Source organism: Bradyrhizobium erythrophlei (assembly GCF_042430365.1).
Lineage (GTDB): Bacteria > Pseudomonadota > Alphaproteobacteria > Rhizobiales > Xanthobacteraceae > Bradyrhizobium > Bradyrhizobium erythrophlei.
In genome coordinates this window covers 1,314-26,314 of sequence record NZ_JBHMET010000231.1, presented here as the reverse complement: position 1 = coordinate 26,314, position 25,001 = coordinate 1,314, and the positions used below count along the sequence as shown (strand labels likewise).

The following is a 25,001-nucleotide window of genomic DNA, read 5'->3' as shown; positions in this document are numbered from 1 at the left end:
GCTGCCGCGTCAGTCGGCACAAGGGCTGCCAAAGGTCGCCAATGCCTCCTGGTGCAATTGGCCGCTCGCGGCAGAGAAGCAGCAGAAGACCACGCGCGTCACCGCGGGCGAGGCGGCCAATGCATCCGCCACCGTGCCGATTGCAATGCGGGCCGCGCGATCGGCGGGAAAATGATAGACGCCGGTCGAGATCGCGGGGAAAGCCACCGAGGCGAGGCGGTTCGCCTGGCAGAGCTCGAGCGCACGGCGATAGCAGGACGCAAGCAGCTCGTCTTCGTGCTGCGTGCCGCCATGCCACACCGGACCGACGGCATGGATCACGTGCTTGGCGGGAAGCTGGTAGCCCTTGGTGATCTTGGCATCGCCCGTCTTACAGCCGTTGAGGGTCCGGCACTCGGCAAGCAGGTCGGGCCCGGCGGCACGATGGATCGCACCGTCGACGCCACCCCCACCGAGGAGCGACGAATTTGCCGCGTTGACGATGGCGTCAACGCGTAATGTCGTGATGTCGGCAACGATGACTTCAAGCCGCGCCTTGCCGATCTGGCGCGCGAACAAGTTCAGGCCGCCGCGTTGACCGGGACGCCCTTGTCGGCAAACAGCTTCTGCAATTCACCGGCCTGGAACATCTCGCGGATGATATCGCAGCCGCCGACGAACTCACCCTTCACGTAGAGCTGCGGGATGGTCGGCCAGTTCGAATACACTTTGATGCCGTTGCGCAGTTCGGCCGACTCGAGAACGTTGAGGCCCTTGTAGCCGACACCGATGTGATCGAGGATCTGGACGACCTGACCGGAAAAGCCGCACTGCGGGAATTGCGGCGTGCCCTTCATGAACAGGACGACGTCGTTCGACTTCACTTCGTTGTCGATGAATTGCTCGATGCTCATTTTCGCTTCCTTATGGGGCGGTGCCTTGACGCCTCAACGGGCCGGCCCGCCCTGTTTAACCCGTGACTTGCCATATATGTAGCCCAAACCATTGTGCATCCAAAGCAAAATGGAGGGGCTGGCATGCCGCCCGGGTTGGGCCGCGGCCCCAAAATGGCCGCGCCGGCCCCGCCGGCCATAGTCTGACGACATCAATATAATCGACGGTGGAGGGCTTTTTTCCTGAATGGGAACCCCTATCTAGGACGAACTGTCCGTCAGGAACCAGTTTGCTGAAGCAACGTTCTCTCCCGAATCGGAGACCATCGTGACGAAACCAGGATCTGCTGCGGCCGCCATGTCCGCCCCCTCCCCGTCACTGCTTTCCGAGTCCGGGCCTTTGGCCCAGCGACTGGCGGATGCCTATCTGTCAGTCCGCGGCGAGACCGAGCGCCGGGCCGCGCCATTGTCGCCCGAGGACCAGCTCATCCAGTCGATGCCGGACGCAAGCCCGGCCAAATGGCACCGCGCGCACACGACCTGGTTCTTCGAACAGTTTCTGCTCGGCGAGCATGTCGCCGGCTACACGCCCTTCCATCCCGACTATGCCTATCTCTTCAACTCGTATTACGTCAGCGCCGGTCCCCGGCATGCCCGCCACCAACGCGGCCACCTGACCCGCCCGACAACAGATGAAGTCACCGCGTACCGCCGCCATGTCGATGCCGAGGTGGTCAAGTTCTTCCACAGCGCCGGCGAAGCGACGCTGCAAAAGCTGGTGCCGCTGGTCGAGGTCGGCCTCAATCACGAACAGCAGCATCAGGAGTTGATGTTCACCGACATCCTGCATGCGTTTGCGCAAAACCCTATCCCGCCGGCCTACGATCCGGCATGGCGTTTCCCGGCCTCGCACCGCGGGGCCGAGGGGTGGGTGACGCTGAACGAGGGCATCCACACTGTCGGACACGGCGACGACAGTTTCCATTTCGACAACGAGAAGCCCGCGCACCGCGCCCTCGTCGGCCCGGTCAAGCTCGCGAAGAATCTCGTCACCAATGCCGAATGGCTCGCCTTCATGCGGGACGGCGGCTATTCGACCGCGACGCTGTGGCTGATGGACGGCTTTGCCGTGGTCAACAACGAGGGTTGGCAGGCGCCGGGCCATTGGCGCGAGATCGACGGCGAATGGAAGATCATGACGCTCGGCGGCGTGCAGCCGATCGATCCCTTGGCGCCGGTTTGTCACGTCAGCTACTACGAAGCCGACGCCTTCGCCCGCTGGGCCGGCAAGCACCTGCCGACCGAAATGGAATGGGAGGTCGCCGCACGCTCAGGCCAGCTCAACGATGCCTTCGGCATCGTCTGGCAGTGGACCCGCAGCGCCTACTCGCCCTATCCGGGCTACCGCGCGATCGAGGGTGCGCTCGGCGAGTACAACGGCAAGTTCATGGTCAACCAGCTGGTGCTGCGCGGCTCCTCGCTGGCGACGCCATCAGGCCATTGCCGCGTCACCTACCGCAACTTCTTCTATCCGCACCATCGCTGGCAATTCACGGGGTTACGCCTCGCAGACTACGCCTGATTGATTCCAGTTGCCATCAATAGCGCGCCGGTAAGCGCGTTCAGGAGAGTATCATGAATGTGCACGCCGCCGCTTTGGCCAAAGGGTATCCGTTCGACGAAGCGACCTCGGCGTTTGCCGGCGACGTGATCGGCGATCTCGGCCGCCACCCGAAACGGCTGTCGCCGAAATATTTCTATGACGCCGCCGGCTCCGAGCTGTTCGAGCAGATCACGGTGCTGCCGGAATACTATCCGACGCGCACCGAGCTCGGGATTTTGCGCGACCGCGGCCGCGAGATCGCGGCGCTCATCCCCGACGGTGCGGCACTCGTCGAGTTCGGCGCCGGCGCGACCACCAAGGTCCGCCTCCTGCTCGAGCATTGCGAGTTCGGTGCCTACGTGCCGGTCGACATCTCCGGCGACTTCCTCAATGCGCAGGCCGACGGCTTGCGCAAAGATTTCTGCGATCTCGACATCCATCCGGTTGCCGCCGATTTCACGACGCCGTTCGCGCTGCCGGAAGCCGTCGCCGGCTTGCCCAAGGTCGGCTTCTTCCCGGGCTCGACGCTCGGCAATTTCGAGCCGCATGAGGCCGCCGCCTTCCTGCGCAGCGCGCGCAAGATCCTCGGCCGCCGCGCCCAGATGATCATCGGCGTCGACCTCGAAAAGGACGAGCGCGTGCTGTACGACGCCTACAACGACGCGGCAGGCGTCACTGCGCGTTTCAATCTCAACGTGCTGGTTCGCATCAACCGCGAGCTCGGCGGCAATTTCGACCTGTCGGCGTTCACGCACCGCTCGATCTACAACCGCGACCACCATCGCATCGAGATGCACCTGATCAGCCGGAAGGCGCAGACGGTGCGCATCCTCGGCAATAGCTTCGCGTTCCGCCCGGGCGAGAGCATCCACACCGAGAACAGCTACAAATATTCGCTCGAGCGCTTCACCGCGCTGGCCCGGGGCGCGGGCTGGACGGTGCGGGACACCTGGACCGATGCGGCCAGGATGTTCTCGGTGCATGCGCTGGCGGCCTCCGACTGAGACGTCGGGGCCGCTACTGCTCCGCCGGTGACCGCAGCGAGATCGATTCCCACGCCGCGACCACGATCATGATCGCGGTGGTGACGATCGAGAGCATCAGTGGCGACATCTCGCCGGCAAAATAGGCGGTGACGGCGAGCGCGACGATGCCGACGCCATGCGAGAGCTGGAGGAAGCCGCGGATCGAATGCTTGAACAGGATCGTTCCAACCAGGAACAGGAGCGGTCCGCCGACGGCGCTGAACACCGTCTTCAGATCGGAATGGCCCGCGGGGTGCTTGAGCACGACCTCGTCGGCAACCGCCGCAAGGATGATGCCGCCGACGATCGGCATGTGCAGATAGGTGTAGGCGAGCCGCGCCATCCGCCCGGTTTCCTGCGATTGCGAAATCGCCGCCGAGCCGGCCTCCGCGCCCTTGTGGAAATAGATCCACCACATCGCAATGCTGCCGACGAAGGCGGACAGGAACGCGCCGACGCTCCCAGTGGTCCAGGTCAGGTCGGCAAAGGTCGCGGCATTGACGACGATCGCCTCGCCCAGCGCGATGATGATGAACCCAGCGCAGCGCTCGGCCATGTGGCCGCCCTCGACGGCCCAGGCTTCGACCGAGGAAAAGCCCAGTCCGGGCGTCCAGAAACGCACCGCCGGCGCGACATATTCGATCGCGACCGCGACGACCCAGAACCAGAGGCGCGACTGCCCCTCGGCAAGCCCGCCGAGGATCCAGAACACCGCCGAGGCCGATAGCCAGACCAGGATGCGGATCGCATTGTGACGCACTAGCGTCCGGTGCGACGGCGTCACCAGCAACCAGAACAGGGTGCGGCCGATCTGCATGGCCGCATAGGCGCCGGCGAACCACAGCCCGCGCCCCTCGAACGCGGTCGGGATCGAGGTCGACAGCACAAGCCCGCCGAGCATCATCAGGAACAGCATGACGCGGACGGGGGTGAGCTCCGGGTCGAGCCAGTTGGTGACCCAGGTCGTGAACACCCACACCCACCACACCGCGAGGAACAGCAGCGTGACGTGCACCGCGCCGATCAGGCTGAAATGGGCCAGCAACGTGTGCGACAGCTGCGTGACCGCGTAGACGAAGACGAGGTCGTAGAACAGCTCGGCATTGGTGACGCGGCTGTGCTGGTTCGGCACGATGACGCGGAACATCGCACCGCGCGGATTGTCCACCATCGATGCGGCCCTCGCCGGCGGCCGGTTCTAGCCTTCGGGCACGCCGGTCTGCAGGGCCAACGCGTGCAGCACGCCGCCCATCTGTCCCTTGAGCGACTGGTAAACGATCTGGTGCTGCTGGACGCGGGACTTGCCGCGGAACGACTCCGAAATCACGGTCGCCGCGTAGTGGTCGCCATCGCCGGCCAGATCGCGGATCGTCACCTCGGCATCCGGAATAGCCGCCTTGATCATCGATTCGATATCGCGGGCGTCCATCGGCATCCCAGTACACCTCCATAAGGTCATTCGAATCACGGCCGGCTGTCGCGGCCGGGACGGTGAAACCTAGCGCCTGCGGTCTTCTAGGTCATCCCGGCCGATACTATATTCCCATTCCCAGCGATTTAAACCTGCATCAATCGGTCACAAGCCGTTCGGCCGAAATGACCAAAAAGGGCGCAGAACCATGAAGCTACCCGGTCCCGACCACCCGATCACGATCACGGCCAATCCCAAGCGCGTCCGCGTCACCGCCAATGGCGTCGTCATCGCCGATACCACCCACGCGCTGACATTGAAGGAAGCGAGCTATCCCGCCGTGCAATATGTGCCGCGCCAGGACGCCAACATGGAGCTCCTGGCCCGCACCGAGCGGACCACGCACTGCCCCTACAAGGGGGACGCGAACTACTTCAGCATCAAGGCCAACGGCACGACGCTGGACAACGCGATCTGGACCTACGAGACGCCCTTTCCGGCCATGGCCGAGATCGCCGGCCATCTCGCCTTCTATCCGGACAAGGTGAAGATCGAGGAAGTGGCGTAACGGATGCGCTCGCCCTCCGCCATGGCCGGGCGAAGCCCCGGCCATCCACGTCTCTCTTCTTCGACGCACACAAGACGTGGAAGCACGGACATCTCGCGCGAAGCCGCGCTTCGCGCTCTTGCCCGGGCATGACGACGCTTGCTTGGCCTCGCCGATCGCAACATCCACGATGATCGTGAGCCCGAGGATCAGAAGCACCAGGAAGATCACGACGGAAACGACCGCGCTCGTTCCCGAATCGAGACTGCCAGTGATACGCGGGCCCGTTGGCCCGAACGTCGGTCGAATGCTTGGGCCTTGCTGAATCGGGTTCGCGGTTGCAACAATTCGCCCGCTCACCTTGCCGGGGATTTTGATGTCGTCCATTTCTCAAAATGCTGCAGCCGCGGATGTCCACGCGACGCCGCGTACCAGGTCGCGCAACGCTGCGCTCGATCGCGCGCGTACCTTTCTGACGCTGGTGGTGCTGCTGCATCACGCGGTGATCCCCTACACTCATTTTGGGCATACCGATCCGACATCCTGGATCGGCTTCGACGTCGTCGTGCTCGCCACCGATAGCTTCTTCATGGCGATGTTCTTCTTCGTGTCGGGGCTGTTCGTTTGGCCGGGGCTCGGTCACAAGGCGCTGCACATCTTCCTGCGCGACCGGCTGCTGCGGCTCGGCCTGCCCTTCGTGATCTGTGCCTTCACGCTCATTCCGCTCGCCTATTATGCGATCGAGCTGCGGCAATCGCCCGACGTCACCTTCTCGGAATTCTGGTGGAAGACCGTCAGCGTCGGACCCTGGGCGAGCGGCCCGATCTGGTTCGTCTGGGTGCTGCTTGCGTTCGACGTGACCGCAAGCCTGCTCTACCGCCTGTCGCCGAACCTGCTCGATCCGATCAACCGGCTGTCGCTGAAGGGTTTCGATCGCCCGGCGACGTTCTGGCTGTTTCTCGCCGTCGCAAGCGCGATTCTCTACATCCCGCTGCTCGTCTATTACGGCCAAAACCGCTGGTTCGAATTCGGACCGTTCTCCGTGCAGGCTAGCCGTGTGCTGCTCTATGCGTCCTATTTCTTCATCGGTGCAGGCATCGGCGCGGCACATTTCGATGGCGGCGTCCTCGGCGCCAGAGGTCAATTGCCGAACCAGCGCTGGCTTTGGGTCGGCGTGACCGTGATCCCCTACGCCCTGCTGTGGGTCATGATCTACATCAAGCGCGAGATCATCGGTAACCCCGATCCGCTGCCGTCCTGGTATCTCGCGATCTATGGTACGTTCTTCGTGCTGTTCAGCGCCTCGATCCTGTTTGCGATCCTCGCCTTCTTCCTGCACTCGAAGGCGCCGGGCCCGACGCTGCTCGACCGCATGCAGGCCGACGCCTATGGCATGTTCCTGGTGCACTATCCGATCGTGCTGTGGCTGCAATACTGGCTGTTCGATTTCGAGCTGCCGGCGATTGCGAAGGCTGCGTTCGCGTTCGTTGCCACGGTGATCCTAAGCTGGGGCGCGACCGCGGCGCTGCGGAAGATCCCCGGCTCAAATCACGTGCTGTGAGGACCGGTAGACCCAACATCGTCATTGCGAGCGAAGCGAAGCAATCCATCTGCCCGCGAAAAGAATGGATTGCTTCGTCGCTTCGCTCCTCGCAATGACGGAGAGACTTACGCCGCCTTGCCGCCCATATAGGAAGGTAGCCAGGCCTCGAAGGCGGTGTTGAGCGCCGCGACCGTAACCGGCGGCTCGCCGGCAACCGCGATCGCGTCGCCGCCGGTGGTGCCGATGCGCGCGCAGGGCACGCCCGCGCCCTTCATCTTGGCGAGCACGCGGCCGGCTTCAGCCTCCGGCACGGTGACGATGTAGCGCGCCTGGTCCTCGCCGAACCAGTAGGCATGCGGCACGATCGAAGACGGCGCCGCCAGAAACTGCGCGCCGATGCCACCAGCGATCGCCATCTCGGCGAGCGCGATCAATAGCCCGCCGTCGGAGACGTCATGCACTGCGGTCGCGGTGCCGGCGTGGATCATGCCGCGGACGACATCGCCATTGCGCTTCTCGGCGGCGAGATCGACCGGCGGCGGAGCGCCCTCCTCGCGGCCGCAGACCTCGCGCAGATAGACCGATTGGCCGATCCAACCATGCGTGTCGCCGACCAGCAGGATTGCCTCGCCCGTCGCCTTGAACGCCAAGGTCGCCGACTTGGTGAAATCGTCGAGCACGCCGACGCCGCCGATCGACGGGGTCGGCAAAATGCCGCGGCCATTGGTCTCGTTGTAGAGCGACACGTTGCCGGAGACGACCGGGAAGTCCAGCGTGCGGCAGGCTTCCGAAATGCCCTTCAGGCAGCCGACGAACTGGCCCATGATCTCGGGCCGCTCCGGATTGCCGAAGTTGAGATTGTCGGTGATCGCAAGCGGCCGGCCGCCGACCGCGGTGATGTTGCGCCAGGCTTCCGCCACCGCCTGCTTGCCGCCCTCGAACGGATCGGCCTCGCAATAGCGCGGCGTGACGTCGACGGTGAGTGCAAGCCCCTTCGGGCCATCCTCGACGCGGACGACGGCGGCATCGCCGCCGGGGCGCTGCACGGTGTTCCCGAGAATGACGTGGTCGTACTGTTCCCACACCCAGCGCTTCGAGCACAGCTCCGGCGTGCCGATCAGCTTCTCCAGCGCCTGCGCAATGCCGAGCGGGGCCTTGACGTCGCGCGCGTGGATCACCGGTTGCGCGCTCGAGGCGACGTGCGGGCGGTCATAGACCGGGGCCTCGTCGCCGAGCTCCTTGATCGGCAGATCGGCCATCACGTCGCCGCCATGCTTGACGACGAAGCGCTTGGTCGGCGTGGTGTAGCCGACGATGGCGAAATCGAGCCCCCATTTGCGGAAGATCGCCTCGGCCTCTTGCTCCTTCTCGGGCTTGAGCACCATGAGCATGCGCTCCTGGCTCTCCGAGAGCATCATCTCGTAGGCGCTCATGCCGGTCTCACGGGTCGGCACCGCGTTGAGGTCGAGCTCGATGCCGAGGTCGCCCTTGGCGCCCATCTCGACCGCCGAGCAGGTCAGGCCCGCCGCGCCCATGTCCTGGATCGCGATCACGCAGCCCTTTTCCATGATCTCGAGGCAGGCCTCGAGCAGCAGCTTTTCGGCGAAGGGATCGCCGACCTGCACGGTCGGGCGCTTCTCCTCCGAGGCATCGTCGAATTCGGCCGACGCCATCGAGGCGCCATGGATGCCGTCGCGGCCGGTCTTGGAGCCGAGATAGACGATCGGCATGTTCACGCCGGAGGCGGCCGCATAGAAAATCTTGTCGGCGTCGGCGAGGCCCACCGCCATCGCGTTGACGAGGATGTTGCCGTCATAGCGCGTGTGGAAGCGCACCTGGCCGCCGACCGTCGGCACGCCGAAGGAATTGCCGTAGCCGCCGACGCCCGCAACCACGCCGGACACCAAATGGCGGGTCTTGGGATGCTCCGGCGCGCCAAAGGAGAGCGCGTTGAGGCAGGCGATCGGGCGCGCGCCCATGGTGAAGACGTCGCGCAGGATGCCGCCGACGCCTGTCGTCGCGCCCTGATAGGGCTCGATGTAGCTCGGGTGGTTGTGGCTCTCCATCTTGAAGACCACCGCCTGCCCGTCGCCGATATCGATCACACCGGCGTTCTCGCCGGGGCCCTGGATTACCCAGGGCGCCTTGGTCGGCAGTCCGCGCAGATGAATGCGCGATGACTTGTACGAGCAGTGCTCGTTCCACATCGCCGAGAAGATCCCGAGCTCCGTGAAGGTCGGCACCCGCCCGATCAGCTTGAGGATGCGCTCATACTCGTCCGGCTTCAGCCCGTGGGCGGCGACGAGTTCGGGGGTGATCTGGGGCTCGTTCATGGGTCCCTTATTAGGTAGATCGACAGGGGTCGAAAAGGCCTTTTAGGGGGCATTTTCGGCCTGTCCAGAGCTTTGCGGCGGCGGCGCGCGGGTACGGGATTTGCACGGCCCGGCAGGATCGGATTTAAGGACCGGAACTCCAATTTGAAGGCCTTTTCGCGTGAACGAGCTATCCAAACCTGCATTCCGCAACCGCCCCGACCTGCATGTCGAGACCGAGGGCGAATTCGCCGGCTGGCGCACCTGGACCCGTGACAGTTTTGAGACCCATGTCGGCCCGTTCTGGCACCGGATGGACGAGAGTGGCCGGGTCGGGTGCGCCTTCCGGGTCGAGAAGAAGCACCTCAACGGCATGCGCAACGTCCATGGCGGCTGCCTGATGGCCTTTGCGGACTACTGCCTGTTCGCGATTGCCTCCTCGGAGCTGCAGGGGCCGGGCGTCACGGTGGGCTTCTCCTGCGAATTCCTCGACGCCGCACGCGAGGGCGACCTGGTCGAATGCGACGGCGAGGTGACCCGCTCCGGCGGCTCGCTGATCTTCCTGCGCGGCACGCTGCGCGCAGGCGCGCGCATCCTGTTCACCTTCTCCGGGACGATCAAGCGGATGAAGCGGAGGTCGCCGGCGGAGGCTGGAGCGTAATGCGGCTCGATCGGTCGGCGCATTGACGGCCGCAGCCATGGCGTTCATCATCCTTGGCCGCGCGGTCGCCTACCACAATAATGCGCTAACCCCGTGGAGTGGCAGCCATGGTGAAGAACCTCGTAGCCGGATGTGTCCTGGCGGCTTTGATTTTCATGGGCGTGCTTGTCTACGCCCAGGAGCACCATGAGTGCTGGAACGGGCACTTGATCAAAACCCTCAAGCCCTGCGGATCGGTCAGCCCTTCAATGTAGCGCATGGCCGCCCGAGCGCTGTGCTCATCCGCTCGACGTCCCGAATTGGTCGATGACCTCGGCAAGTGGAATATGCCCGCGGCAGGCGCCCGTCCCCGGCCTGCTCTCGCCGCTCTCCAGCGCCGTTGCATAGATCACGGCCGGATCGGCCTCCAGGCGCCGGCGCAGCGCCGCGAGCTTCGGCCATCGGCCGCCATCAGCCACGGCATGGAAGTCGAGCCAGCGTGCCACGCCGATGAAGAGGCCGTCTGCCAATGTCGGGCGGTCGCCGAGCAGGAACGCGGCGTCGCCGATCAGCCCCTCGAGCTTGTCGTGCCGGTTCACGACGGTGTCGCGTCCCCACTGCCGCAAGGCGGACTGCAATGCCGGGTCCGGCGTCTTCATCTCCATCGCAGCCCAGAGCGGGCTGAACGCGCCGGTGAAGCCTGTGTTCACGAACGCCATCAGCTGGTGCATCCGGTCGGCACGCGGCGACAGCGGGTCGAAGCTGATGCGACGTTCGCTATCCCTTGCCTCGAGCCAGGCCGCGATCGCCATGTTCTCGGTGAGCAGTTCGCCTCGATCGGTGACGAATGCCGGCGTCTCATGCCGTGGATTGACCCGCGCGTAGGAGGGATGCCGCATTTCACCGAGCATGTCGACGCGGCAAAGGCGATACGGCTTGCCGAGCCATTCGAGGGCTGCGACGAGTCCCATGGAGCTTCCCAAAGGGAAGCCGTAAAGTAGAATAGGTTCCATGATGTTGTTTCCGGTGACTTCTGACGATCACGCTGCGCAGCAACTGGACCCTAATCGCCCGCCCGTAGAGTAAATTACGCACCTTTTTGTAACCAAGAGCGGCCATGAAGAACCTCGTCTCCCGCTGCCCGATCGAAGAAGTCATGCAGATCCTGAGCGGCCGTTGGCCGACGCTGCTGATCTATTATCTGACCAAGGGCGCGAAGCGCTTCAGCGACCTGCGCAGGGACAACCCGACCATCTCGCACAAGATGCTGACATCGGAGCTTCGCAAGCTGGAAGAGGCCGGCATCGTCGAGCGCACCGCGTTCGAGGGATATCCGTTGCGCGTCGAATACAAGCTCACGTCGGCCGGTCACAACCTCGTGCCGCTGGTCGATGCCCTGGGTGACTGGTGGAAGCAACGGCAGACCCTGGCGAGCAGCGCAATCCTCTGAATGCCGCGACAAGCGTACGTCTCACGCGCGAAGTCTGCTTTGCCCGCTTGAGCGTGCATCGGTAAGCCAGCCGGTCACTTCCGCCAAGGAGCCAATTTCTGACTGCAGCAAACCAGCTCAACTTCGGGCATGTCACGACATTAAGTTGATCGCCGGATTGTTCAGCGCCGGGGGTATCGTATCGATGGTACAGACCCAGCGGCATAACAAAGGCGACCGCCAGCAAGGATGGAGATGGGCTCTGTTACGGATTCTCCGCGCATGAAGTAAGTGCGACGCGCACGCGCGGTTTTGCTTCGATTTTGGGTCACTGCGGTCCACAACGGCCGCCGCCATCGGTTGGTCAAGAACACTCAAGTATGAGCGGCTCAGTCCTCATCCTCGTATTCACGTTGATGCTTGTAACGGCCCCAATGTTCATGTTCGTCCTCGTGATGACGCCACCAACGACCTCGCCAGGGCTCGCTGCCGTATCCACGCCACCCGTAAGCGCCCGGCCCGTACACTCCGTAGAATCCAGGCCGATGGACGCAGATTTGCCGACAGCCATAGTAGCCGCACCGCTCGCGGCAGATCAGCGCCGCGCTTTCAACGGCGAGAGGAGTAGCTGAAACTGTTCGGATAGCGACAGGCACGGTAATGGCAGAAGCTGAGGTCACCAGATTGCGCACGTGAGGCCGAGAGCCGTTGCAGAAATTGTCGCCAACTTAGGCATCGAAAGCTGCTCACCGAGTTTTAAGTTCGCAACAATAGGTCGTTGCCATTAAACTGTTCCAGTCCAAAACTCCACTAGAACCCTATATTTGCTAGTGGTCCATCGATTCTAACATTCGCAAAAGCGCCTGCCGAAACGGGATGCGAATGTTAGAATCGGACCACTAAGTGATTTTTCAGGAACAGGCCTTGACGGTCTTCATCCCAGCCTCCGCTTCGGCCTTAGTCTTGTAGACAGCGCCGGCTGGGCTCACAACGGTCATCGACGACTCGGTCGGTTTCTTGTCGACGACGGTGCATTTCTTTGTTTTGACGTCCTGTACGACATAGAACTCGTCGGCTGCGAAAGCGGGAACAGCGAACGACGCAACCAAAGCCGCTGCAGCAACTAACTTGATTTTCATTGTCATCTCCTCCAGTTCTCGTGCCCACGAGGGATTTTCCTTGTGGGACAAAGGATCGAAACCTTAGGGGCCGTGACTTGAATGACACCAGAACGGGAAATTTAGTTTGCGTTCATCGCTGTGAGCCAGATCGTAGGCTTTCGTGGCTATCCGGAACCTCAAGCCACCAACCTGCCCCTCGTTCCGAGAGCCCGACCCAAAATAGGCGTTTGCCATATCAGGGTTTTGCGAGGCGCCGAGAAAGCAGCCGCACGCTGGCGATCAGGACTAAGCTTCCGCGCTGGGGATGGATGCTGCCTCGAAGCCTTTGGCGAGGCGACATGAACGCAGTGTAACGATCTTGAAAAACTGCCGGGAGGCGATATCGGCAGACGGTAGACTCCTGCTGATTGAGCGTGTGATGCCGGCTCGGATCGATGCTTCAGCCGGCCACCAACGATGGACCATGCTCGACATGCACATGCTCGTTATGCTCGGCGGCCGTGAGCGGACTGAGGAGGAGTTTCGGTCGGTTTTGGCCGCGGCAAATTTCGAGTTGAGACGCACTCTTTTGCTGCCGGGAGCAACTGGATTCAGCGTTATCGAAGCCACTCCGATTTGAAAGCGACACGTCGGTTCTGGGTCCAAAAGGCGACATGCTCGGGTACTAAGCGCATGTCGCCACTGCGCCAGAAAGCGGACATTGGCACTCGGCAAAACGCTCTGGCCTTTCAATCCACAGCCACGCTAAATTCGCTCCATCGCGCGCCAACGCGCGGGGAGCCAATCAAGGTGCCGAAGAGCACGACGAAGACGGGTGGCGTGACGGCTCCCGTGCAAAAGTCCACCGCGTCTATCGCCGCGCCGGCCCGCCGCAGTGGGCGCGACTATGCGCTGTTGCTGGCGCTCGCCTGCTGCTGGAGCTCGACCTATCCTTTGACCAAGATCGGGCTCGGCTCGATCCCGCCGATCACCTTCATCTCGGCCCGCTCGCTGGTCGCCGCGAGCTTCCTGCTCGTGGTGCTGAAAATCCGCGGTATCCGCATCCCGACCGATGCCAAGGCCTGGAAGCTGTTCGCCTTCCAGCAGACCATCAACTCCACGATCCCCTTCCTGGTGATCACCTGGGCACAGCAATATGTGCCGGCGTCCAACACCGTGGTGCTGGCCTCGACGACGCCGATCTTCGCCTTCCTCATCACCTGGGCGATCACGCGGCATGAGCCGGCGACGTTGCTGAAGCTGATCGGGGCGATCCTCGGCCTTGCCGGCACGGTCGCGATCATCGGCCTCGACGCGCTCGGCGGCATGGGCAAGGAGATCTTTGCCGAGATCGCGATTCTGCTCGCCACCATCTCGTTTGCCTGCGCCACGATCTTCGGGCTGCGCCTGTCGGACTACAATCCGATGGTGGTCGCGGCCGGCTCGCTGTTGTTCGGCGGAACGGTGCTGTTGCCGGTTGCCATGATCGTCGACCAGCCCTGGACGCTGCACCCGACGCCGCAGGCGATGGTCGCCACCGTCGTCATGGGCATCTTCTCGAGCGCATTCGGCCTGATGCTGTTCTACATGTGCCTGACGCGGCTCGGCACGCTCACCACCAATGCGCAAGGGTACTTGCGCATTCCGATCGGGGTTGCGCTGTCGGTCGTGCTGCTCGGCGAATCCGTGCCGTCGAACCTGGCGCTGGGCCTCATCCTCGTCATGGCGGGTGTCGCGGCGATGACCGTACCGGGCGACGTCATCAAGCGCGGGCTTTCCCGGCTGCGAAGCTAGTCGCGTGATTACTTCTGATCGTCCGCCAGCAGCTTCTTGTATTTCTCGACGTCGCGCGTCACGAGCCGCTCGAGCACGTCGGGCGTCAGCTCGCCTGCGTCGGGTGCCACCGTCGAGAGGTCGGCAAACCGCTTCTTCACCGCCTCGCTCGCAACCGCGCTGCGCGCGGCGGCGTTGAGCCTGGCGATGATCTCGCCAGGCGTGCCCTTCGGCGCGAACAGGCCGTTCCAGCCTTGCGCCTCGAACTCGGGAAGGCCAGCATCAGCGGATGTCGGCACATCGGGCAGCGTCGAAAGCCGCACGGTCGAGCCGACCACGATGCCCTTCACGAGCTTCTCGCTGACCGCCTGCGACACCGAGGCGGCGGCATCGCAGACGCCGTCGATCTGGCCGCCGATCGCATCCGTCAACGCAGGCGAGGCGCCGCGATAGCCGACCAGCGTCACGTCGACGCCGGCGGCGTGCACGAAGCTCTTGCAGATCAGATAATTCGATGAGCCGACGCCGGCATGGCCGAGATTGACCTTGCCGGGATTCTTCTTCGCGTAGTCGATGAATTCCCTGAGGTCCTTGGCCGGAAAGTCCTTGCGCAAGGCGACGATGCCGAAGGTCTTGGCGACGACGGCGATCGGCGCAAAGGAGTCGGGCGTGAACGGCAGTTTCGGATAGATCGTGTAGGCGGCCGCGTTGGTGCCTGCGTTGCCGATCGCGATGGTGTATCCGTCAGGCTCGGCGCGCGCCGCGCGCGTCAGCGCGGTCGAGCCGCCGGCGCCGGCGACGTTCTCGATCACGATCGTTTGCCCGAGCGCGACGCCCATCTGATCGGCGACGGCGCGCGCGATCACGTCGGAGGTGCCGCCGGCCGCGAACGGCACGATCATGCTGATTGGACGCTTCGGGAAATCCTCGGCGTGCGCCGCCGTCGCAATCAACAGCGCCGCGAGCGCGGCAAGGCACCGCGCGCCCCCCTTATTTTGACGCAGTTTCTGCACGCGACCTGGCCCCCGGTTCGCTCGAAGACGCTATGCGATCTTCACGCCGCTTTTTTCAGATGCTGGGCCAGCCCTGCGAACAGGCCGCGGCCGTCGGTGCAGCCCATGATGTCTTCGACGTGGTTTTCCGGATGCGGCATCATGCCGAGCACGTTGCCGCGCTCGCTGACGATGCCGGCGATGGAATCCGCCGCGCCGTTGATGTTCGAGGCCTCGTCGACCACGCCTTCGGTTGAGCAGTAGCGGTAGAGCACGCGCCCCTCGCCCTCGAGACGCTTGACCGTCTCCTCGTCGGCCTCGTAATTGCCCTCGCCATGGGCGACCGGCACGCGGATCACCTGGCCGGCGTTGTAGCCGCGGGTGAACGGCGAGTCCGAGCGCTCGACGCGCAGATGCACGTCCTTGCAGATGAATTTCAGCCGCGCATTGCGCATCAGGACGCCCGGCAGCAGTCCGGCTTCACAGAGGATCTGGAAGCCGTTGCAGACGCCGAGCACGAGCCCGCCCTTGGCGGCGAAGTCGCGCACCGCATCCATCACCGGCGCGCGTGCCGCGATCGCGCCGCAGCGCAGATAGTCGCCGTAGGAGAAGCCGCCCGGCACCACCACGAGGTCGGTCCCCGCAGGCAGCGAAGTCTCGGCGTGCCAGACCATCGCTGTCTCGTTGCCGGAGGCGAGCTTGAGCGCGCGCGCCATATCGCGCTCGCGGTTGATGCCGGGGAAGACGAGGACGGCTGATTTCATGGATGTGCGGCCTAGAGCAGTTCGACCCGGTAATTCTCGATCACGGTGTTGGCCAGCAGCTTGTCGGCTGCCGCCTTCAGCGCGGCTTCCGCCTTGGCCTTGTCGGTGGCGGCGAGCTCGATGTCGAACACCTTGCCCTGGCGGACGCTGGCGACGCCATCGACGCCAAGCGATTTCAGCGCACCCTCGATCGCCTTGCCCTGCGGATCGAGGATGCCCGACTTCAACGTAACGGTCACACGTGCCTTCACGGTCGCCCCTTTAGCTCTTCACCAGCACCGGGCCGCTTCCGGCCGGCCGTTCATTTTCGATCAGGATGCCGAGCCGCTTGGCGACCTCGGTATAGGCCTCCAGGAGCCCGCCGAGATCCCTGCGGAAGCGGTCCTTGTCCAGCTTCTCGTTCGACTTGATGTCCCAGAGCCGGCAGGAGTCCGGCGAGATCTCATCGGCGACGATGATCCGCATCATCTCGTTCTCGAACAGCCGGCCGCACTCCATCTTGAAGTCGACGAGGCGGATGCCGATGCCGAGGAAGAGACCGGTCAGGAAGTCGTTGACGCGGATGGCGAGCGCCATGATGTCGTCGATCTCCTGCGGCGTGGCCCAGCCGAAGGCGGTGATGTGCTCTTCCGACACCATGGGGTCGTTGAGCTGGTCGTTCTTGTAGTAGAATTCGATGATCGAGCGCGGCAGCTGCGTGCCCTCCTCGATGCCGAGCCGCTGCGACAAGGAGCCTGCGGCGACGTTCCGCACCACCACCTCGAGCGGCACGATCTCAACCTCGCGAATCAGTTGCTCGCGCATGTTGAGACGGCGGATGAAGTGGGTCGGCACCCCGATGTCGTTGAGGTGCTGAAACAGGTACTCCGAAATCCGGTTGTTGAGGACGCCCTTGCCCTCGATCACCTGGTGTTTCTTGGCATTGAACGCGGTCGCGTCGTCCTTGAAGTGCTGGATCAGGGTTCCCGGCTCCGGGCCTTCATACAGGACCTTGGCCTTGCCTTCATAAATACGGCGTCGACGGCTCATTGGGATGTACCGTGTTTTGTTGAAATCCATGAATTTGGTGTGCTCCGGGTGACTTGGGGTTGCGACCCACGACGGAGCTGCCGCGGAGGCCAGGAACTTGTGTACGCCAACAGGAAACAGAACAAGAACCGAGCCTGGTGGCAACCTATCCGATTGGCCTATCCAGCACAATCGATACGGCCCCTTTAGGTGAACTTATACCGCCCTATCGTAAAGGCCTGATTCCGCTTGTTTTGCCTGCGGCTTAACGGCTCGTTGTCTTGCCGATTCCTCCCACATATCTAGGCAGGGATCAGGGCCGCCGCAACGGCGCGGCAGCCAGCCATTCAGCCGGGGATTGGAACTTCAGGCCATGACCACATTCGACAAGCGCGAGGAAGGTTTCGAGAAGAAATTCGCCCTCGACGAGGAGCAGAAATTCAAGGCCGAAGCCCGCCGCAACAAGCTGCTCGGCCTGTGGGCCGCCGACCAGCTTGGCATGTCAGGCGACGCGGCCAACGCCTACGCTAAGGACGTGGTGGCCGTCGACTTCGAGCAAGCCGGCGACGGGGACGTTCTCCACAAGGTCCTGAAGGACCTCACCGCCAAGGGCAATGCCGTCACCGAGGCCGACATCCGTGCCAAGATGGACGAGCTGCTGGCGCAGGCCGTGGCCCAGGTGAAGGCGGGGACATAAGCCCCCGCGACGCTCAACGCCTCCGCGCGCCGGATCTTGACCCGGCCCGCGGCTGCGCCGGTTTCCGCCGCGTGAAGTCCGCGCGGATAATCTCCAGCAGGCGGCGAGAGGCGGCGCTGAGGAAGCCGCCCCGCCTGGTCACCGCGACGACGTCGTGGCTTGCGGTCAGGTTGTCGACCCGAATCGTCGCGATGGTGGATGCGCGCATTTCCTCCGCCGCATTGCTTTGCGACAGCAGCGCGATGCCGAGCCCGGCTTCGACCAGCCGCTTTTGCGCCGTGAGGCTGTCGACCGGCGTCCAGTCGATCTCGCCCATCCCCGCGGTCTGGAACAGCGCGAACACATGCGAGGCCGTGATCTCGCGGCGTCCCGGCACCTCGGGAAAGGCGATCCAGCGCTCAGCCCGGAGATCGGCGAGTTTTGCGACCCGTCCCCCTGCCAGCGGATGGTCCACCGCGCACACGACCTGAAGCGGCTCGGCGAACAGCACCTCGCAATCGAGATCGCGCGAGCGGTCGCGGTCATAGCGCAGGCCGATCGTCGCCTCGCCGCGCCTGATGAGGTCGCTAACCTCGGCGCTGGTCGCCGTGCGCAGCGTCAGGGCGACATCCGGATGCTCGCGCGCAAAGCGCTTCAGGACCTCGGCGAGCCGGCCGCCGGCGAGCGTGCCCACCACCGCAAACGAGACAGGCCCGGCACTGTCCCGCAGCAAGGCGCGAACCGCGTTCTCCGCGTCCTGCGCCGCCGCCACCGCGCGCTCGGCATAGGGCACCATCACCCGCCCGGCGTCGCTGAGCCTGGTCTTGCCCGCGATCCGCTCGAACAGCGGCACGCCGAGCTCCTGCTCGAGCAGCGCGATGCGCCGCGAGATCGCCGGCTGCGAGCGGTGCAGCGCCTTCGCGGCATTTGAGATGCCGCCGCGCCGATGCACCACCAAGAAGGTATTCAGCGCGTCGCTGTCCATCGGACCCTCATGCAAAAAGCTGATGACATCGAGAGAAATAACAAATTTGCCTGATGGGCGATACAGCCCTATCGCTCAGCCCCAGTCGATCCGGCAACCAACAGGAGCTCAACATGCGCACCCAGGCGGACAAGGCGGCACGGTTTCGCGAGCTGCATCAGCGGCAAGGCGCCTTCATCATCCCGAACCCGTGGGACGCCGGCACCGCGAAGCTGCTCGCCGCCATGGGCTTCGAGGCGCTCGCGACCACGAGCCTCGGCCTTGCCAACACGCTCGGCCGCGTCAGCGTCAGCCTCGATGCCATCATCGAGAATTGCCGGCAGATCGCTGATGCCACCGACCTGCCCGTCAACGCCGACCTCGAGAATTGCGGCGCTGATGATCCGAAGACCGCCGCCAAGGCGATCGCGCGCGCGGCGGAAGCCGGCGCCGTCGGCGGCTCGATCGAGGATTCGACCGGCGACCCGCAGCGTCCGATCTACGATTTCTCGCTCGCGGTCGAGCGGGTGCAGGCGGCGGTCGAGGCCGCGCGCGCCCTACCCTTCCCGTTCACGCTGACGGCGCGGGCGGAGAACTTTCTATACGGCCGCAAGGATCTCGACGACACGATCAAGCGGCTGCAGGCGTTCGAGGCCGCAGGCGCCGACGTGCTGTATTCGCCTGGCCTTTACGACCTCGCCACCATCAAGGCCGTGGTCTCGGCAGTGCAGCGGCCATTCAACCTCGTGATGGGCTTTGCCGACCCGACCTTGACGGTCGAGCAACTGTCGGCCGCCGGTGTCAAGCGCATCAGTGTCGGCGGTGCGATGGAGCGCCACGCGCTGGCCGCGTTCCTGCGCTGTGCCCGCGAGATGAAGGATCAGGGATCGTTCACCTATGTGCGCGACATGGCGCCGATCAAGGAGGTGCGGGCGGCATTTGGCTGATCACCCTCATAGCGAGGAGCGCTGGCGACAAGCCGTCGGCCAGCGCAGACCATGCCGGCGCCGCATCGGATTGGCGGAGGCGGAACGTGGCAGGATTGGGTATGATGGCGCCGGACTTGCAGCCAGCCTCGGGCAATGCCAAGAGAGCAGGACCATGCCCCAAGATCACATCTCCAACGTCCTCGCCGAACGCTATGCTTCACCCGCCATGCGCGCCATCTGGAGTGGCGAAGGCAAGGTTCGCCTCGAACGCGACTACTGGATCGCTGTGCTGAAGGGCCAGCGCGATCTCGGTATTCCGGTGCCGGATGGCGTGATCGAAAGCTACGAGCGCGTCAAAGACCAGATCAACCTGGAATCCATCATGCGGCGCGAGCGGATCACCCGCCACGACGTGAAGGCGCGCATCGAGGAGTTCTGCGGTCTTGCCGGTCATGAGCACCTGCACAAGGGCATGACCAGCCGCGACCTCACCGAGAACGTGGAGCAACTGCAGGTCTACCGCGGGCTGCAGCTCATTGAGACCAAGAGCATCGCCGCGCTCATTCGTTTTGCGAAGCACGCTCGGCAATTGCGCGACATTCCGTTCACCGCACGCACGCACAACGTGGCCGCGCAGGTCACCACCCTTGGCAAGCGCATCGCCATGTTTGGTGAAGAGATGCTGTTGGCGCATCAGAGCCTGGTCAACGTGCTGCAAACCTATCCGGCTCGCGGCTTGAAGGGCGCAGTGGGCACGCGTCTCGATCAGATCACCCTGTTCAATGGCGATGCCGGCAAGGCGCGCGCGCTTGAACAACGCATTCTCGTTCACCTTGGCCTGCCGAAAGCCTTTGATGCCGTTGGCCAGGTGTATCCGCGCAGCCTCGACTTCCGTGCAGTCAGTGTGCTCACCGAGCTCGCCAGCGGTCCCGGCAACTTCGCCAAGGCGTTGCGCCTCATGGCGGGCCATGAACTCGCCAGCGAAGGTTTCGCCAAAGGCCAGGTCGGTTCCTCCGCCATGCCGCACAAGATGAACAGCCGTTCTTGCGAGCGCATCAACGGCTTGCATGTGGTGTTGAAGGGCTATCTCGCCATGGCCTCCGGACTCGCCGGTGATCAGTGGAACGAAGGTGATGTCTCCTGTTCCGTTGTCCGCCGCGTCATGCTGCCCGATGCCTTCCTCGCCATGGATGGCCTGCTCGAGACCCTGCTCTCCGTGCTTGATCAGATGGAAGTGTTCGAAGCTGTCGTTGCGACCGAGCTCAACCGTTACTTGCCCTTCTTGCTGACGACCACGGTCATGATGGAAGCGGTGAAGAAGGGCGCTGGCCGTGAAGGCGCGCACGAGGCAATCAAGGAACATGCCGTCGCTGCGATTCGCGACCTGCGCACCGGCAAGATCGTGCAAAACGACCTTCTGCAGCGTCTCGCCGCCGATCAGCGTCTTGGCTTGAGCGAGGCCGAACTGCAGCGCCTGCTCGATCACGGTCGCGCCAATTCGGGCGACGCCGGCGCTCAGGTCAATTACTTCGCCGAGCAAGTCGAAGCTCTGGCCCGGGCCAAGCCCGAGGCGGCCAGCTACACGCCGGGCGCGATCCTGTGATGTCGAGGCGCGCCCGAAGAGCGCGCGGCGTGAAGCATTCACTGGAGCGAATAGTGAGTAGCGAACGGGAAAGATTCCATTCGCCACTCGCAATTCACCATTCGCGACCGCCCCTCACTCCTCCTTGAAGCCGTATTCCGGCACGTTGCCACTCGCGCCGTAATATTTGTAGGGCAGGAACTTGCCGGACATCGTGATCTTGACGCGGTCGCCCTTCGGATTGGCGACGCGCTCGATCGCCATGTCGAAGTCGATCGCCGACATGATGCCGTCGCCGAATTCCTCCTCGATCAGCGCCTTCCAGGCCGGACCGTTGACCATCACCATTTCGTAGAAGCGGTAGATCAGCGGATCGGTCGGCGGCATCGGCGTGCCGGTGCCGCGCATCGGCACCTCGTTGAGCATCGCGGTCTCGGCCTTCGACAGGCCGAACAGCTCACCGGCATTGGCGGCCTGCGGTTTTGTGAGTTTCATCTGGCCGAGAATGGCACCGACGATCAAGACCTCGGAATAGCCGCCGATCTTTTCGCAGATGTGTTTCCAGTTCCAGCCCTTCTCGCGCTTGATGTCGAGCAGCTTTTCGGTGAGGTCGGATCGTTTCATGGGGCAGTCTCCCTGGGCGTTGTACTGGCGCATCAGCGAGCAAGGAGCATGCCACAATGCGGACCGGAAGGGACCGGTGCCGCATGACCAGGGCCGGCCCACGTCGCATCCGGCACGCCGGGATGCGACGTGGCCGCGCCGCGATCGATTATTTCAGCGCGTCCGCGACCTTGGCGAGGCCCGCATTGGCGCAGACCTCGTCCTTCTCGCCGCCCGGCGCGCCGGAGACGCCGACGCCGCCGATCACCTCATTGCCGGCCTTGATCGGCACCCCGCCGCCGACGCCGACCACGTTGGGGATCTGCTTCAGGAAGGAGAAGGCCGGATCCTCCATCTGCTTCATCGTCGCAAGCGAGGTCTGGTTGCGGGTGCGCGCGGTGTAGGCCTTCATCCGCGCGAATTCCGTGGTGTGCGGGCCGGTGCCGTCGCCGCGCACGGAAGCTGCGACATTGCCGCCCTTGTCGACGACCACGACCGACACCTTGTAGCCGTCCTTGGTGCATTGATCGAGCGCGCCCTGCATGATCGCCATCGAGAGCGCCATCGAGATGTTCTTCTCGACCTGCGGCGCCTGCGCCAGCGCGGGTGTGGCGGCGAGAACGGTTGCGGAGGCAAAGAGGGCCAGACTGGCACGACGCATGAGGAAGCTCCCTGTGGGCTGGTTGTTGTGCGTCCATGAACCCTCCCCGATGCCGAATAATCCCGCGCCGCAAGACAAAATTCGCGTTCGCGCCAGTGGGGCTGCGCAAATTCTCGCGACCAACCGTCGCTGCTGCGGCCGATCGGCGCCGCGTCGATCTCCACCGCCCCGCCGGGTTTACCGGCCGTCAAGCACGTCACGCGATCGAAGACGGCTTTAAAAGCCTGTTAGGGGCGCTCGGGTCAGGTGCCGTCCGCAACGACGGGACAACAACAATGCAGTCCGAAAAAGGACGATACAGCCAGCCGCGCTGGGGCGTGACGCGCTGGCTTGCCGATGCCGGCCCGGGCGTTCCGGACGACATCCGCGCCGCGCTGATCGCGGACCTCTACGGTTCGTTGCCGGTGTTCGCCGCCGGCGCGGTCAACACCGTTGCGGTCGCGGCCGTGATCGCGATCCGCGAGCCCACCGCGCTCTTCATCGCCTGGGTCATCCTCGAACTCGTCATCTGCCTGTCGCGACTGGCGGTGCTCGTGGTCGCCAATCGCGCGGCGCGCGAACGCCGCCGCACGCCGACCGACCTTCACCTCGTGCTCGCGGTCGCCTGGAGCGCCAGCGTCGGCTTCGGCATCCTGATCAGCCTCGCCAGCGGCGATTGGGTGGTCGCGATGCTGGCCTCGCTGTCGGCGGCGGCGATGGTCGGCGGCATCTGCTTCCGGAATTTCAGCGCGCCGCGTCTCGCCGGCACCATGATCCTGCTCAGCCTCGGCCCGATCATGCCCGGCGCCGCGCTCGCCGGCGAGCCGCTGCTTTACATCGTCTCCTTGCAGGTGCCGCTCTATCTGTCGGCGATGACGGTCGCGGCCTTCCGCCTCAACAAGATGCTGATCGCGACCATGCGCGCCGAGCGCGAGAACGGCCACCTCGCCCACCACGATACGCTGACCAGCTTGCGCAATCGCGCAGGGTTCGTCGCCGCGCTGAACGCGAGGCTGAAGGCGTCCGAAGGCGGCGGCAGGCCGTTTGCGCTGTTGTTCTTCGACCTCGACAATTTCAAGCCGGTCAACGACACCTATGGGCACGCGGCCGGCGACCAGGTGCTGATGCTCACCGCCGAGCGGCTGCGGCGCGCTTTGCCCGAGACCGACGTGATCGCGCGGCTCGGTGGCGACGAGTTCGTCGTGCTGGCGAACGGCGCCTCCGGCGCGCAGGCGCTCGCGGTCGGGGAGCGCATCATCCAGACTGTCACGATGCCCTACCAGCTTGCCGACGGCGTCGCCGCCCAGACCAGCGTCAATGTCGGCGTCAGCGTCGGCGTTGCCGTGTCCCCGGAGCACGGCACCGAGGCCGAGGAACTGCTGGCGGTTGCGGATGCCGCCCTCTACGAGGCGAAATCGGAGGGCAAGGCGCGCTGCCGCATGGCCTCGGTCGCGACCAATGTCGCGGCCCTGCGCCGGCTGACGAAAAGGAGCCCGGCATCCGCCGTCGATCGCGGCGCCGCCTAGAGCATAATCCGGAAAAGTGTGAAGCGGTTTTCCGAAAAGATCATGCTCAAACAAAGACCTAAAGCGCGATGACGATTCACCCAAATCTCATCGCGCTTTAGCCGGCCGCGGACGCCGCGCGTTGCGTCGTCACCCCGCGGTCATTGATCCCGGCGCAAAACGGGCCCGCCACCGGCGCTGGTTGCCGTCAAATATCGCGGGCCGGTGCCCTTGCTCCGGAGTCTCACAGGCATAAGTGAATGGCGGTTGGCACTCGCCCATTGCGACTGCCAACCCCGAAAATAGTCATAAAAGCCAAGGAGGACCGCATGAAGTTCCGTCCGCTGCACGACCGCGTCGTGGTCAAGCGCATCGAAGCCGAGGAGAAGTCCGCCGGCGGCATCATCATCCCCGACACGGCCAAGGAAAAGCCCTCGCAGGGCGAAGTGATCGCCGTCGGCCCCGGCGGCCGCGACGAGAGCGGCAAGCTGATCCCGATCGACCTTCAGGTTGGCGACCGCGTTCTGTTCGGCAAGTGGTCCGGCACCGAGGTCAAGATCGACGGCCAGGAGCTGTTGATCATGAAGGAGAGCGACATCATGGGCGTTCTCATCGACACCTCCACCAAGAAGAAGGCCGCATAAGCCGCACGCCCCGTTCCCTCATCCTGGGACGAGGAACAGAGATCAACGCAGGGAGACAGACATGTCAGCCAAAGAACTCAAATTCGGCGTCGATGCCCGCGACCGGATGCTGCGCGGCGTCGACATTCTGAACAATGCGGTCAAGGTGACGCTCGGCCCCAAGGGCCGCAATGTCGTGATCGAGAAGTCGTTCGGAGCCCCCCGGATCACCAAGGACGGCGTCGCCGTCGCCAAGGAGATCGAGCTCGAGGACAAGTTCGAGAACATGGGCGCCCAGATGGTGCGCGAAGTCGCCTCCAAGTCCGCTGACGCGGCAGGCGACGGCACCACCACGGCCACGGTGCTCGCGTCCGCCATCGTCCGCGAAGGCGCCAAGTCGGTCGCCGCCGGCATGAACCCGATGGATCTGAAGCGAGGCATCGACATGGCGGTCGAGGCC

The 25,001-nt window shown here is 64.1% G+C and carries 29 protein-coding genes; 15 read left to right on the top strand and 14 right to left on the bottom strand.

Annotated elements, in window-relative coordinates; genetic code table 11:
• Window positions 1-9 precede the first annotated feature (9 nt).
• Both ACFFWD_RS34630 and grxD read right to left on the bottom strand, forming a co-directional pair.
• Entirely contained in the window at window positions 10-558 is a 549-nt protein-coding gene (locus ACFFWD_RS34630) for an O-acetyl-ADP-ribose deacetylase (RefSeq protein WP_376973204.1), read from the bottom strand.
• 2 nt (window positions 559-560) lie between these two features.
• Entirely contained in the window at window positions 561-893 is a 333-nt protein-coding gene (gene grxD, locus ACFFWD_RS34625; protein WP_376973202.1) for a Grx4 family monothiol glutaredoxin, read from the bottom strand.
• Between the two features lie 337 nt (window positions 894-1,230).
• Between grxD and egtB the strand changes: the two genes are divergently transcribed.
• Both egtB and egtD read left to right on the top strand, forming a co-directional pair.
• Entirely contained in the window at window positions 1,231-2,454 is a 1,224-nt protein-coding gene (gene egtB / locus ACFFWD_RS34620) for an ergothioneine biosynthesis protein EgtB (protein WP_376973289.1), read from the top strand.
• Window positions 2,455-2,507: 53 nt separating this feature from the next.
• On the top strand, window positions 2,508-3,479 hold the full coding sequence (gene egtD, locus ACFFWD_RS34615; RefSeq protein ID WP_376973200.1) for an L-histidine N(alpha)-methyltransferase: 972 nt from the start codon (window positions 2,508-2,510) through the stop codon (window positions 3,477-3,479).
• 13 nt (window positions 3,480-3,492) lie between these two features.
• On the opposite strand, the gene ACFFWD_RS34610 is transcribed toward egtD, so the two are convergent.
• Both ACFFWD_RS34610 and ACFFWD_RS34605 read right to left on the bottom strand, forming a co-directional pair.
• Window positions 3,493-4,671, bottom strand: coding sequence for a low temperature requirement protein A (locus tag ACFFWD_RS34610; RefSeq protein ID WP_376973198.1), 1,179 nt, complete (start codon window positions 4,669-4,671; stop codon window positions 3,493-3,495).
• 27 nt (window positions 4,672-4,698) lie between these two features.
• Window positions 4,699-4,935, bottom strand: a complete 237-nt coding sequence (locus tag ACFFWD_RS34605; RefSeq protein WP_016843470.1) for a BolA family protein — start codon at window positions 4,933-4,935, stop codon at window positions 4,699-4,701.
• 184 nt (window positions 4,936-5,119) lie between these two features.
• Between ACFFWD_RS34605 and ACFFWD_RS34600 the strand changes: the two genes are divergently transcribed.
• Both ACFFWD_RS34600 and ACFFWD_RS34595 read left to right on the top strand, forming a co-directional pair.
• Window positions 5,120-5,479 carry a DUF427 domain-containing protein gene (locus ACFFWD_RS34600; RefSeq protein ID WP_376973196.1) on the top strand — a complete coding sequence of 120 codons (360 nt, stop codon included), beginning with the start codon at window positions 5,120-5,122 and terminating at the stop codon, window positions 5,477-5,479.
• 355 nt (window positions 5,480-5,834) lie between these two features.
• Window positions 5,835-7,019 (top strand): acyltransferase family protein, encoded by a 1,185-nt coding sequence (locus tag ACFFWD_RS34595; RefSeq protein ID WP_376973194.1) that lies wholly within the window; start codon window positions 5,835-5,837, stop codon window positions 7,017-7,019.
• A gap of 107 nt (window positions 7,020-7,126) precedes the next feature.
• Here ACFFWD_RS34595 and purL read toward each other — a convergent pair whose 3' ends face one another.
• A complete protein-coding gene (gene purL / locus ACFFWD_RS34590) occupies window positions 7,127-9,334 on the bottom strand; it encodes a phosphoribosylformylglycinamidine synthase subunit PurL (protein WP_376973192.1) in 2,208 nt (735 codons plus the stop codon).
• Window positions 9,335-9,494: 160 nt separating this feature from the next.
• Here purL and ACFFWD_RS34585 point away from each other — a divergent pair, with 160 nt between their 5' ends.
• On the top strand, window positions 9,495-9,974 hold the full coding sequence (locus ACFFWD_RS34585) for a PaaI family thioesterase (protein ID WP_376973190.1): 480 nt from the start codon (window positions 9,495-9,497) through the stop codon (window positions 9,972-9,974).
• A gap of 107 nt (window positions 9,975-10,081) precedes the next feature.
• On the top strand, window positions 10,082-10,228 hold the full coding sequence (locus tag ACFFWD_RS34580) for a hypothetical protein (protein WP_376973188.1): 147 nt from the start codon (window positions 10,082-10,084) through the stop codon (window positions 10,226-10,228).
• A gap of 24 nt (window positions 10,229-10,252) precedes the next feature.
• On the opposite strand, the gene ACFFWD_RS34575 is transcribed toward ACFFWD_RS34580, so the two are convergent.
• Window positions 10,253-10,966 (bottom strand): glutathione S-transferase family protein, encoded by a 714-nt coding sequence (locus tag ACFFWD_RS34575; RefSeq protein ID WP_376973186.1) that lies wholly within the window; start codon window positions 10,964-10,966, stop codon window positions 10,253-10,255.
• Between the two features lie 104 nt (window positions 10,967-11,070).
• Between ACFFWD_RS34575 and ACFFWD_RS34570 the strand changes: the two genes are divergently transcribed.
• Complete coding sequence (locus tag ACFFWD_RS34570; RefSeq protein ID WP_376973184.1) at window positions 11,071-11,403, top strand: winged helix-turn-helix transcriptional regulator; 333 nt, start codon at window positions 11,071-11,073, stop codon at window positions 11,401-11,403.
• Window positions 11,404-12,293: 890 nt separating this feature from the next.
• On the opposite strand, the gene ACFFWD_RS34565 is transcribed toward ACFFWD_RS34570, so the two are convergent.
• Window positions 12,294-12,521, bottom strand: a complete 228-nt coding sequence (locus ACFFWD_RS34565; RefSeq protein WP_376973182.1) for a hypothetical protein — start codon at window positions 12,519-12,521, stop codon at window positions 12,294-12,296.
• Window positions 12,522-12,807: 286 nt separating this feature from the next.
• Between ACFFWD_RS34565 and ACFFWD_RS34560 the strand changes: the two genes are divergently transcribed.
• Complete coding sequence (locus ACFFWD_RS34560) at window positions 12,808-13,122, top strand: methyltransferase (RefSeq protein WP_376973180.1); 315 nt, start codon at window positions 12,808-12,810, stop codon at window positions 13,120-13,122.
• Window positions 13,123-13,292: 170 nt separating this feature from the next.
• Window positions 13,293-14,276, top strand: coding sequence for a DMT family transporter (locus ACFFWD_RS34555; protein WP_376973178.1), 984 nt, complete (start codon window positions 13,293-13,295; stop codon window positions 14,274-14,276).
• Between the two features lie 8 nt (window positions 14,277-14,284).
• On the opposite strand, the gene ACFFWD_RS34550 is transcribed toward ACFFWD_RS34555, so the two are convergent.
• Genes ACFFWD_RS34550 through purC form a run of 4 tightly spaced genes read right to left on the bottom strand, consistent with a single transcriptional unit; the run spans window position 14,285 to window position 17,040 of the window.
• Window positions 14,285-15,259 (bottom strand): tripartite tricarboxylate transporter substrate-binding protein, encoded by a 975-nt coding sequence (locus ACFFWD_RS34550; protein WP_376973287.1) that lies wholly within the window; start codon window positions 15,257-15,259, stop codon window positions 14,285-14,287.
• A 50-nt stretch (window positions 15,260-15,309) separates the two neighbouring features.
• A complete protein-coding gene (purQ, locus tag ACFFWD_RS34545; protein WP_376973176.1) occupies window positions 15,310-16,011 on the bottom strand; it encodes a phosphoribosylformylglycinamidine synthase subunit PurQ in 702 nt (233 codons plus the stop codon).
• An 11-nt stretch (window positions 16,012-16,022) separates the two neighbouring features.
• Complete coding sequence (purS, locus tag ACFFWD_RS34540) at window positions 16,023-16,262, bottom strand: phosphoribosylformylglycinamidine synthase subunit PurS (protein WP_026192985.1); 240 nt, start codon at window positions 16,260-16,262, stop codon at window positions 16,023-16,025.
• Between the two features lie 10 nt (window positions 16,263-16,272).
• Window positions 16,273-17,040 carry a phosphoribosylaminoimidazolesuccinocarboxamide synthase gene (gene purC / locus ACFFWD_RS34535; RefSeq protein WP_016843454.1) on the bottom strand — a complete coding sequence of 256 codons (768 nt, stop codon included), beginning with the start codon at window positions 17,038-17,040 and terminating at the stop codon, window positions 16,273-16,275.
• Window positions 17,041-17,392: 352 nt separating this feature from the next.
• Between purC and ACFFWD_RS34530 the strand changes: the two genes are divergently transcribed.
• Window positions 17,393-17,716 (top strand): DUF1476 domain-containing protein, encoded by a 324-nt coding sequence (locus tag ACFFWD_RS34530; protein WP_376973172.1) that lies wholly within the window; start codon window positions 17,393-17,395, stop codon window positions 17,714-17,716.
• A gap of 13 nt (window positions 17,717-17,729) precedes the next feature.
• On the opposite strand, the gene ACFFWD_RS34525 is transcribed toward ACFFWD_RS34530, so the two are convergent.
• Window positions 17,730-18,680, bottom strand: a complete 951-nt coding sequence (locus ACFFWD_RS34525) for a LysR family transcriptional regulator (protein WP_376973170.1) — start codon at window positions 18,678-18,680, stop codon at window positions 17,730-17,732.
• Window positions 18,681-18,793: 113 nt separating this feature from the next.
• Here ACFFWD_RS34525 and ACFFWD_RS34520 point away from each other — a divergent pair, with 113 nt between their 5' ends.
• On the top strand, window positions 18,794-19,606 hold the full coding sequence (locus ACFFWD_RS34520; protein ID WP_376973168.1) for an isocitrate lyase/PEP mutase family protein: 813 nt from the start codon (window positions 18,794-18,796) through the stop codon (window positions 19,604-19,606).
• Window positions 19,607-19,760: 154 nt separating this feature from the next.
• A complete protein-coding gene (gene purB, locus ACFFWD_RS34515; RefSeq protein ID WP_376973166.1) occupies window positions 19,761-21,191 on the top strand; it encodes an adenylosuccinate lyase in 1,431 nt (476 codons plus the stop codon).
• A 114-nt stretch (window positions 21,192-21,305) separates the two neighbouring features.
• Here the strand turns inward: purB and cynS are convergent, their stop codons facing one another.
• Complete coding sequence (cynS, locus tag ACFFWD_RS34510; protein ID WP_376973164.1) at window positions 21,306-21,794, bottom strand: cyanase; 489 nt, start codon at window positions 21,792-21,794, stop codon at window positions 21,306-21,308.
• Window positions 21,795-21,942: 148 nt separating this feature from the next.
• The gene (locus ACFFWD_RS34505; protein ID WP_376973162.1) at window positions 21,943-22,434 is read right to left on the bottom strand and encodes a GlcG/HbpS family heme-binding protein; all 492 of its coding nucleotides are present in this window, start codon (window positions 22,432-22,434) and stop codon (window positions 21,943-21,945) included.
• Window positions 22,435-22,709: 275 nt separating this feature from the next.
• Here ACFFWD_RS34505 and ACFFWD_RS34500 point away from each other — a divergent pair, with 275 nt between their 5' ends.
• The 3 genes from ACFFWD_RS34500 to ACFFWD_RS34490 all read left to right on the top strand — a co-directional run.
• Window positions 22,710-23,939: a diguanylate cyclase gene (locus ACFFWD_RS34500; RefSeq protein WP_376973160.1), complete on the top strand. Its 1,230-nt coding sequence runs from the start codon at window positions 22,710-22,712 to the stop codon at window positions 23,937-23,939.
• A gap of 308 nt (window positions 23,940-24,247) precedes the next feature.
• Window positions 24,248-24,562, top strand: coding sequence for a co-chaperone GroES (locus tag ACFFWD_RS34495; RefSeq protein WP_376973158.1), 315 nt, complete (start codon window positions 24,248-24,250; stop codon window positions 24,560-24,562).
• A 61-nt stretch (window positions 24,563-24,623) separates the two neighbouring features.
• Window positions 24,624-25,001: TCP-1/cpn60 chaperonin family protein (locus tag ACFFWD_RS34490; RefSeq protein ID WP_376973156.1), on the top strand; the 378-nt coding region annotated here is incomplete at its 3' end.

What these genes read in the sequence shown, in the direction of transcription:
- grxD (WP_376973202.1), bottom strand. Translation starts at nt 893, where the DNA reads ATGAGCATCGAGCAATTCATCGACAACGAAGTGAAGTCGAACGACGTC.
- egtB (WP_376973289.1), top strand. Translation starts at nt 1,231, where the DNA reads ATGTCCGCCCCCTCCCCGTCACTGCTTTCCGAGTCCGGGCCTTTGGCC.
- egtD (WP_376973200.1), top strand. Translation starts at nt 2,508, where the DNA reads ATGAATGTGCACGCCGCCGCTTTGGCCAAAGGGTATCCGTTCGACGAA.
- ACFFWD_RS34610 (WP_376973198.1), bottom strand. Translation starts at nt 4,671, where the DNA reads ATGGTGGACAATCCGCGCGGTGCGATGTTCCGCGTCATCGTGCCGAAC.
- ACFFWD_RS34605 (WP_016843470.1), bottom strand. Translation starts at nt 4,935, where the DNA reads ATGCCGATGGACGCCCGCGATATCGAATCGATGATCAAGGCGGCTATT.
- ACFFWD_RS34600 (WP_376973196.1), top strand. Translation starts at nt 5,120, where the DNA reads ATGAAGCTACCCGGTCCCGACCACCCGATCACGATCACGGCCAATCCC.
- ACFFWD_RS34595 (WP_376973194.1), top strand. Translation starts at nt 5,835, where the DNA reads ATGTCGTCCATTTCTCAAAATGCTGCAGCCGCGGATGTCCACGCGACG.
- purL (WP_376973192.1), bottom strand. Translation starts at nt 9,334, where the DNA reads ATGAACGAGCCCCAGATCACCCCCGAACTCGTCGCCGCCCACGGGCTG.
- ACFFWD_RS34580 (WP_376973188.1), top strand. Translation starts at nt 10,082, where the DNA reads ATGGTGAAGAACCTCGTAGCCGGATGTGTCCTGGCGGCTTTGATTTTC.
- ACFFWD_RS34575 (WP_376973186.1), bottom strand. Translation starts at nt 10,966, where the DNA reads ATGGAACCTATTCTACTTTACGGCTTCCCTTTGGGAAGCTCCATGGGA.
- ACFFWD_RS34570 (WP_376973184.1), top strand. Translation starts at nt 11,071, where the DNA reads ATGAAGAACCTCGTCTCCCGCTGCCCGATCGAAGAAGTCATGCAGATC.
- ACFFWD_RS34565 (WP_376973182.1), bottom strand. Translation starts at nt 12,521, where the DNA reads ATGAAAATCAAGTTAGTTGCTGCAGCGGCTTTGGTTGCGTCGTTCGCT.
- ACFFWD_RS34560 (WP_376973180.1), top strand. Translation starts at nt 12,808, where the DNA reads ATGGATGCTGCCTCGAAGCCTTTGGCGAGGCGACATGAACGCAGTGTA.
- purQ (WP_376973176.1), bottom strand. Translation starts at nt 16,011, where the DNA reads ATGAAATCAGCCGTCCTCGTCTTCCCCGGCATCAACCGCGAGCGCGAT.
- purC (WP_016843454.1), bottom strand. Translation starts at nt 17,040, where the DNA reads ATGAGCCGTCGACGCCGTATTTATGAAGGCAAGGCCAAGGTCCTGTAT.
- ACFFWD_RS34530 (WP_376973172.1), top strand. Translation starts at nt 17,393, where the DNA reads ATGACCACATTCGACAAGCGCGAGGAAGGTTTCGAGAAGAAATTCGCC.
- ACFFWD_RS34525 (WP_376973170.1), bottom strand. Translation starts at nt 18,680, where the DNA reads ATGGACAGCGACGCGCTGAATACCTTCTTGGTGGTGCATCGGCGCGGC.
- ACFFWD_RS34520 (WP_376973168.1), top strand. Translation starts at nt 18,794, where the DNA reads ATGCGCACCCAGGCGGACAAGGCGGCACGGTTTCGCGAGCTGCATCAG.
- purB (WP_376973166.1), top strand. Translation starts at nt 19,761, where the DNA reads ATGCCCCAAGATCACATCTCCAACGTCCTCGCCGAACGCTATGCTTCA.
- cynS (WP_376973164.1), bottom strand. Translation starts at nt 21,794, where the DNA reads ATGAAACGATCCGACCTCACCGAAAAGCTGCTCGACATCAAGCGCGAG.
- ACFFWD_RS34505 (WP_376973162.1), bottom strand. Translation starts at nt 22,434, where the DNA reads ATGCGTCGTGCCAGTCTGGCCCTCTTTGCCTCCGCAACCGTTCTCGCC.
- ACFFWD_RS34500 (WP_376973160.1), top strand. Translation starts at nt 22,710, where the DNA reads ATGCAGTCCGAAAAAGGACGATACAGCCAGCCGCGCTGGGGCGTGACG.
- ACFFWD_RS34495 (WP_376973158.1), top strand. Translation starts at nt 24,248, where the DNA reads ATGAAGTTCCGTCCGCTGCACGACCGCGTCGTGGTCAAGCGCATCGAA.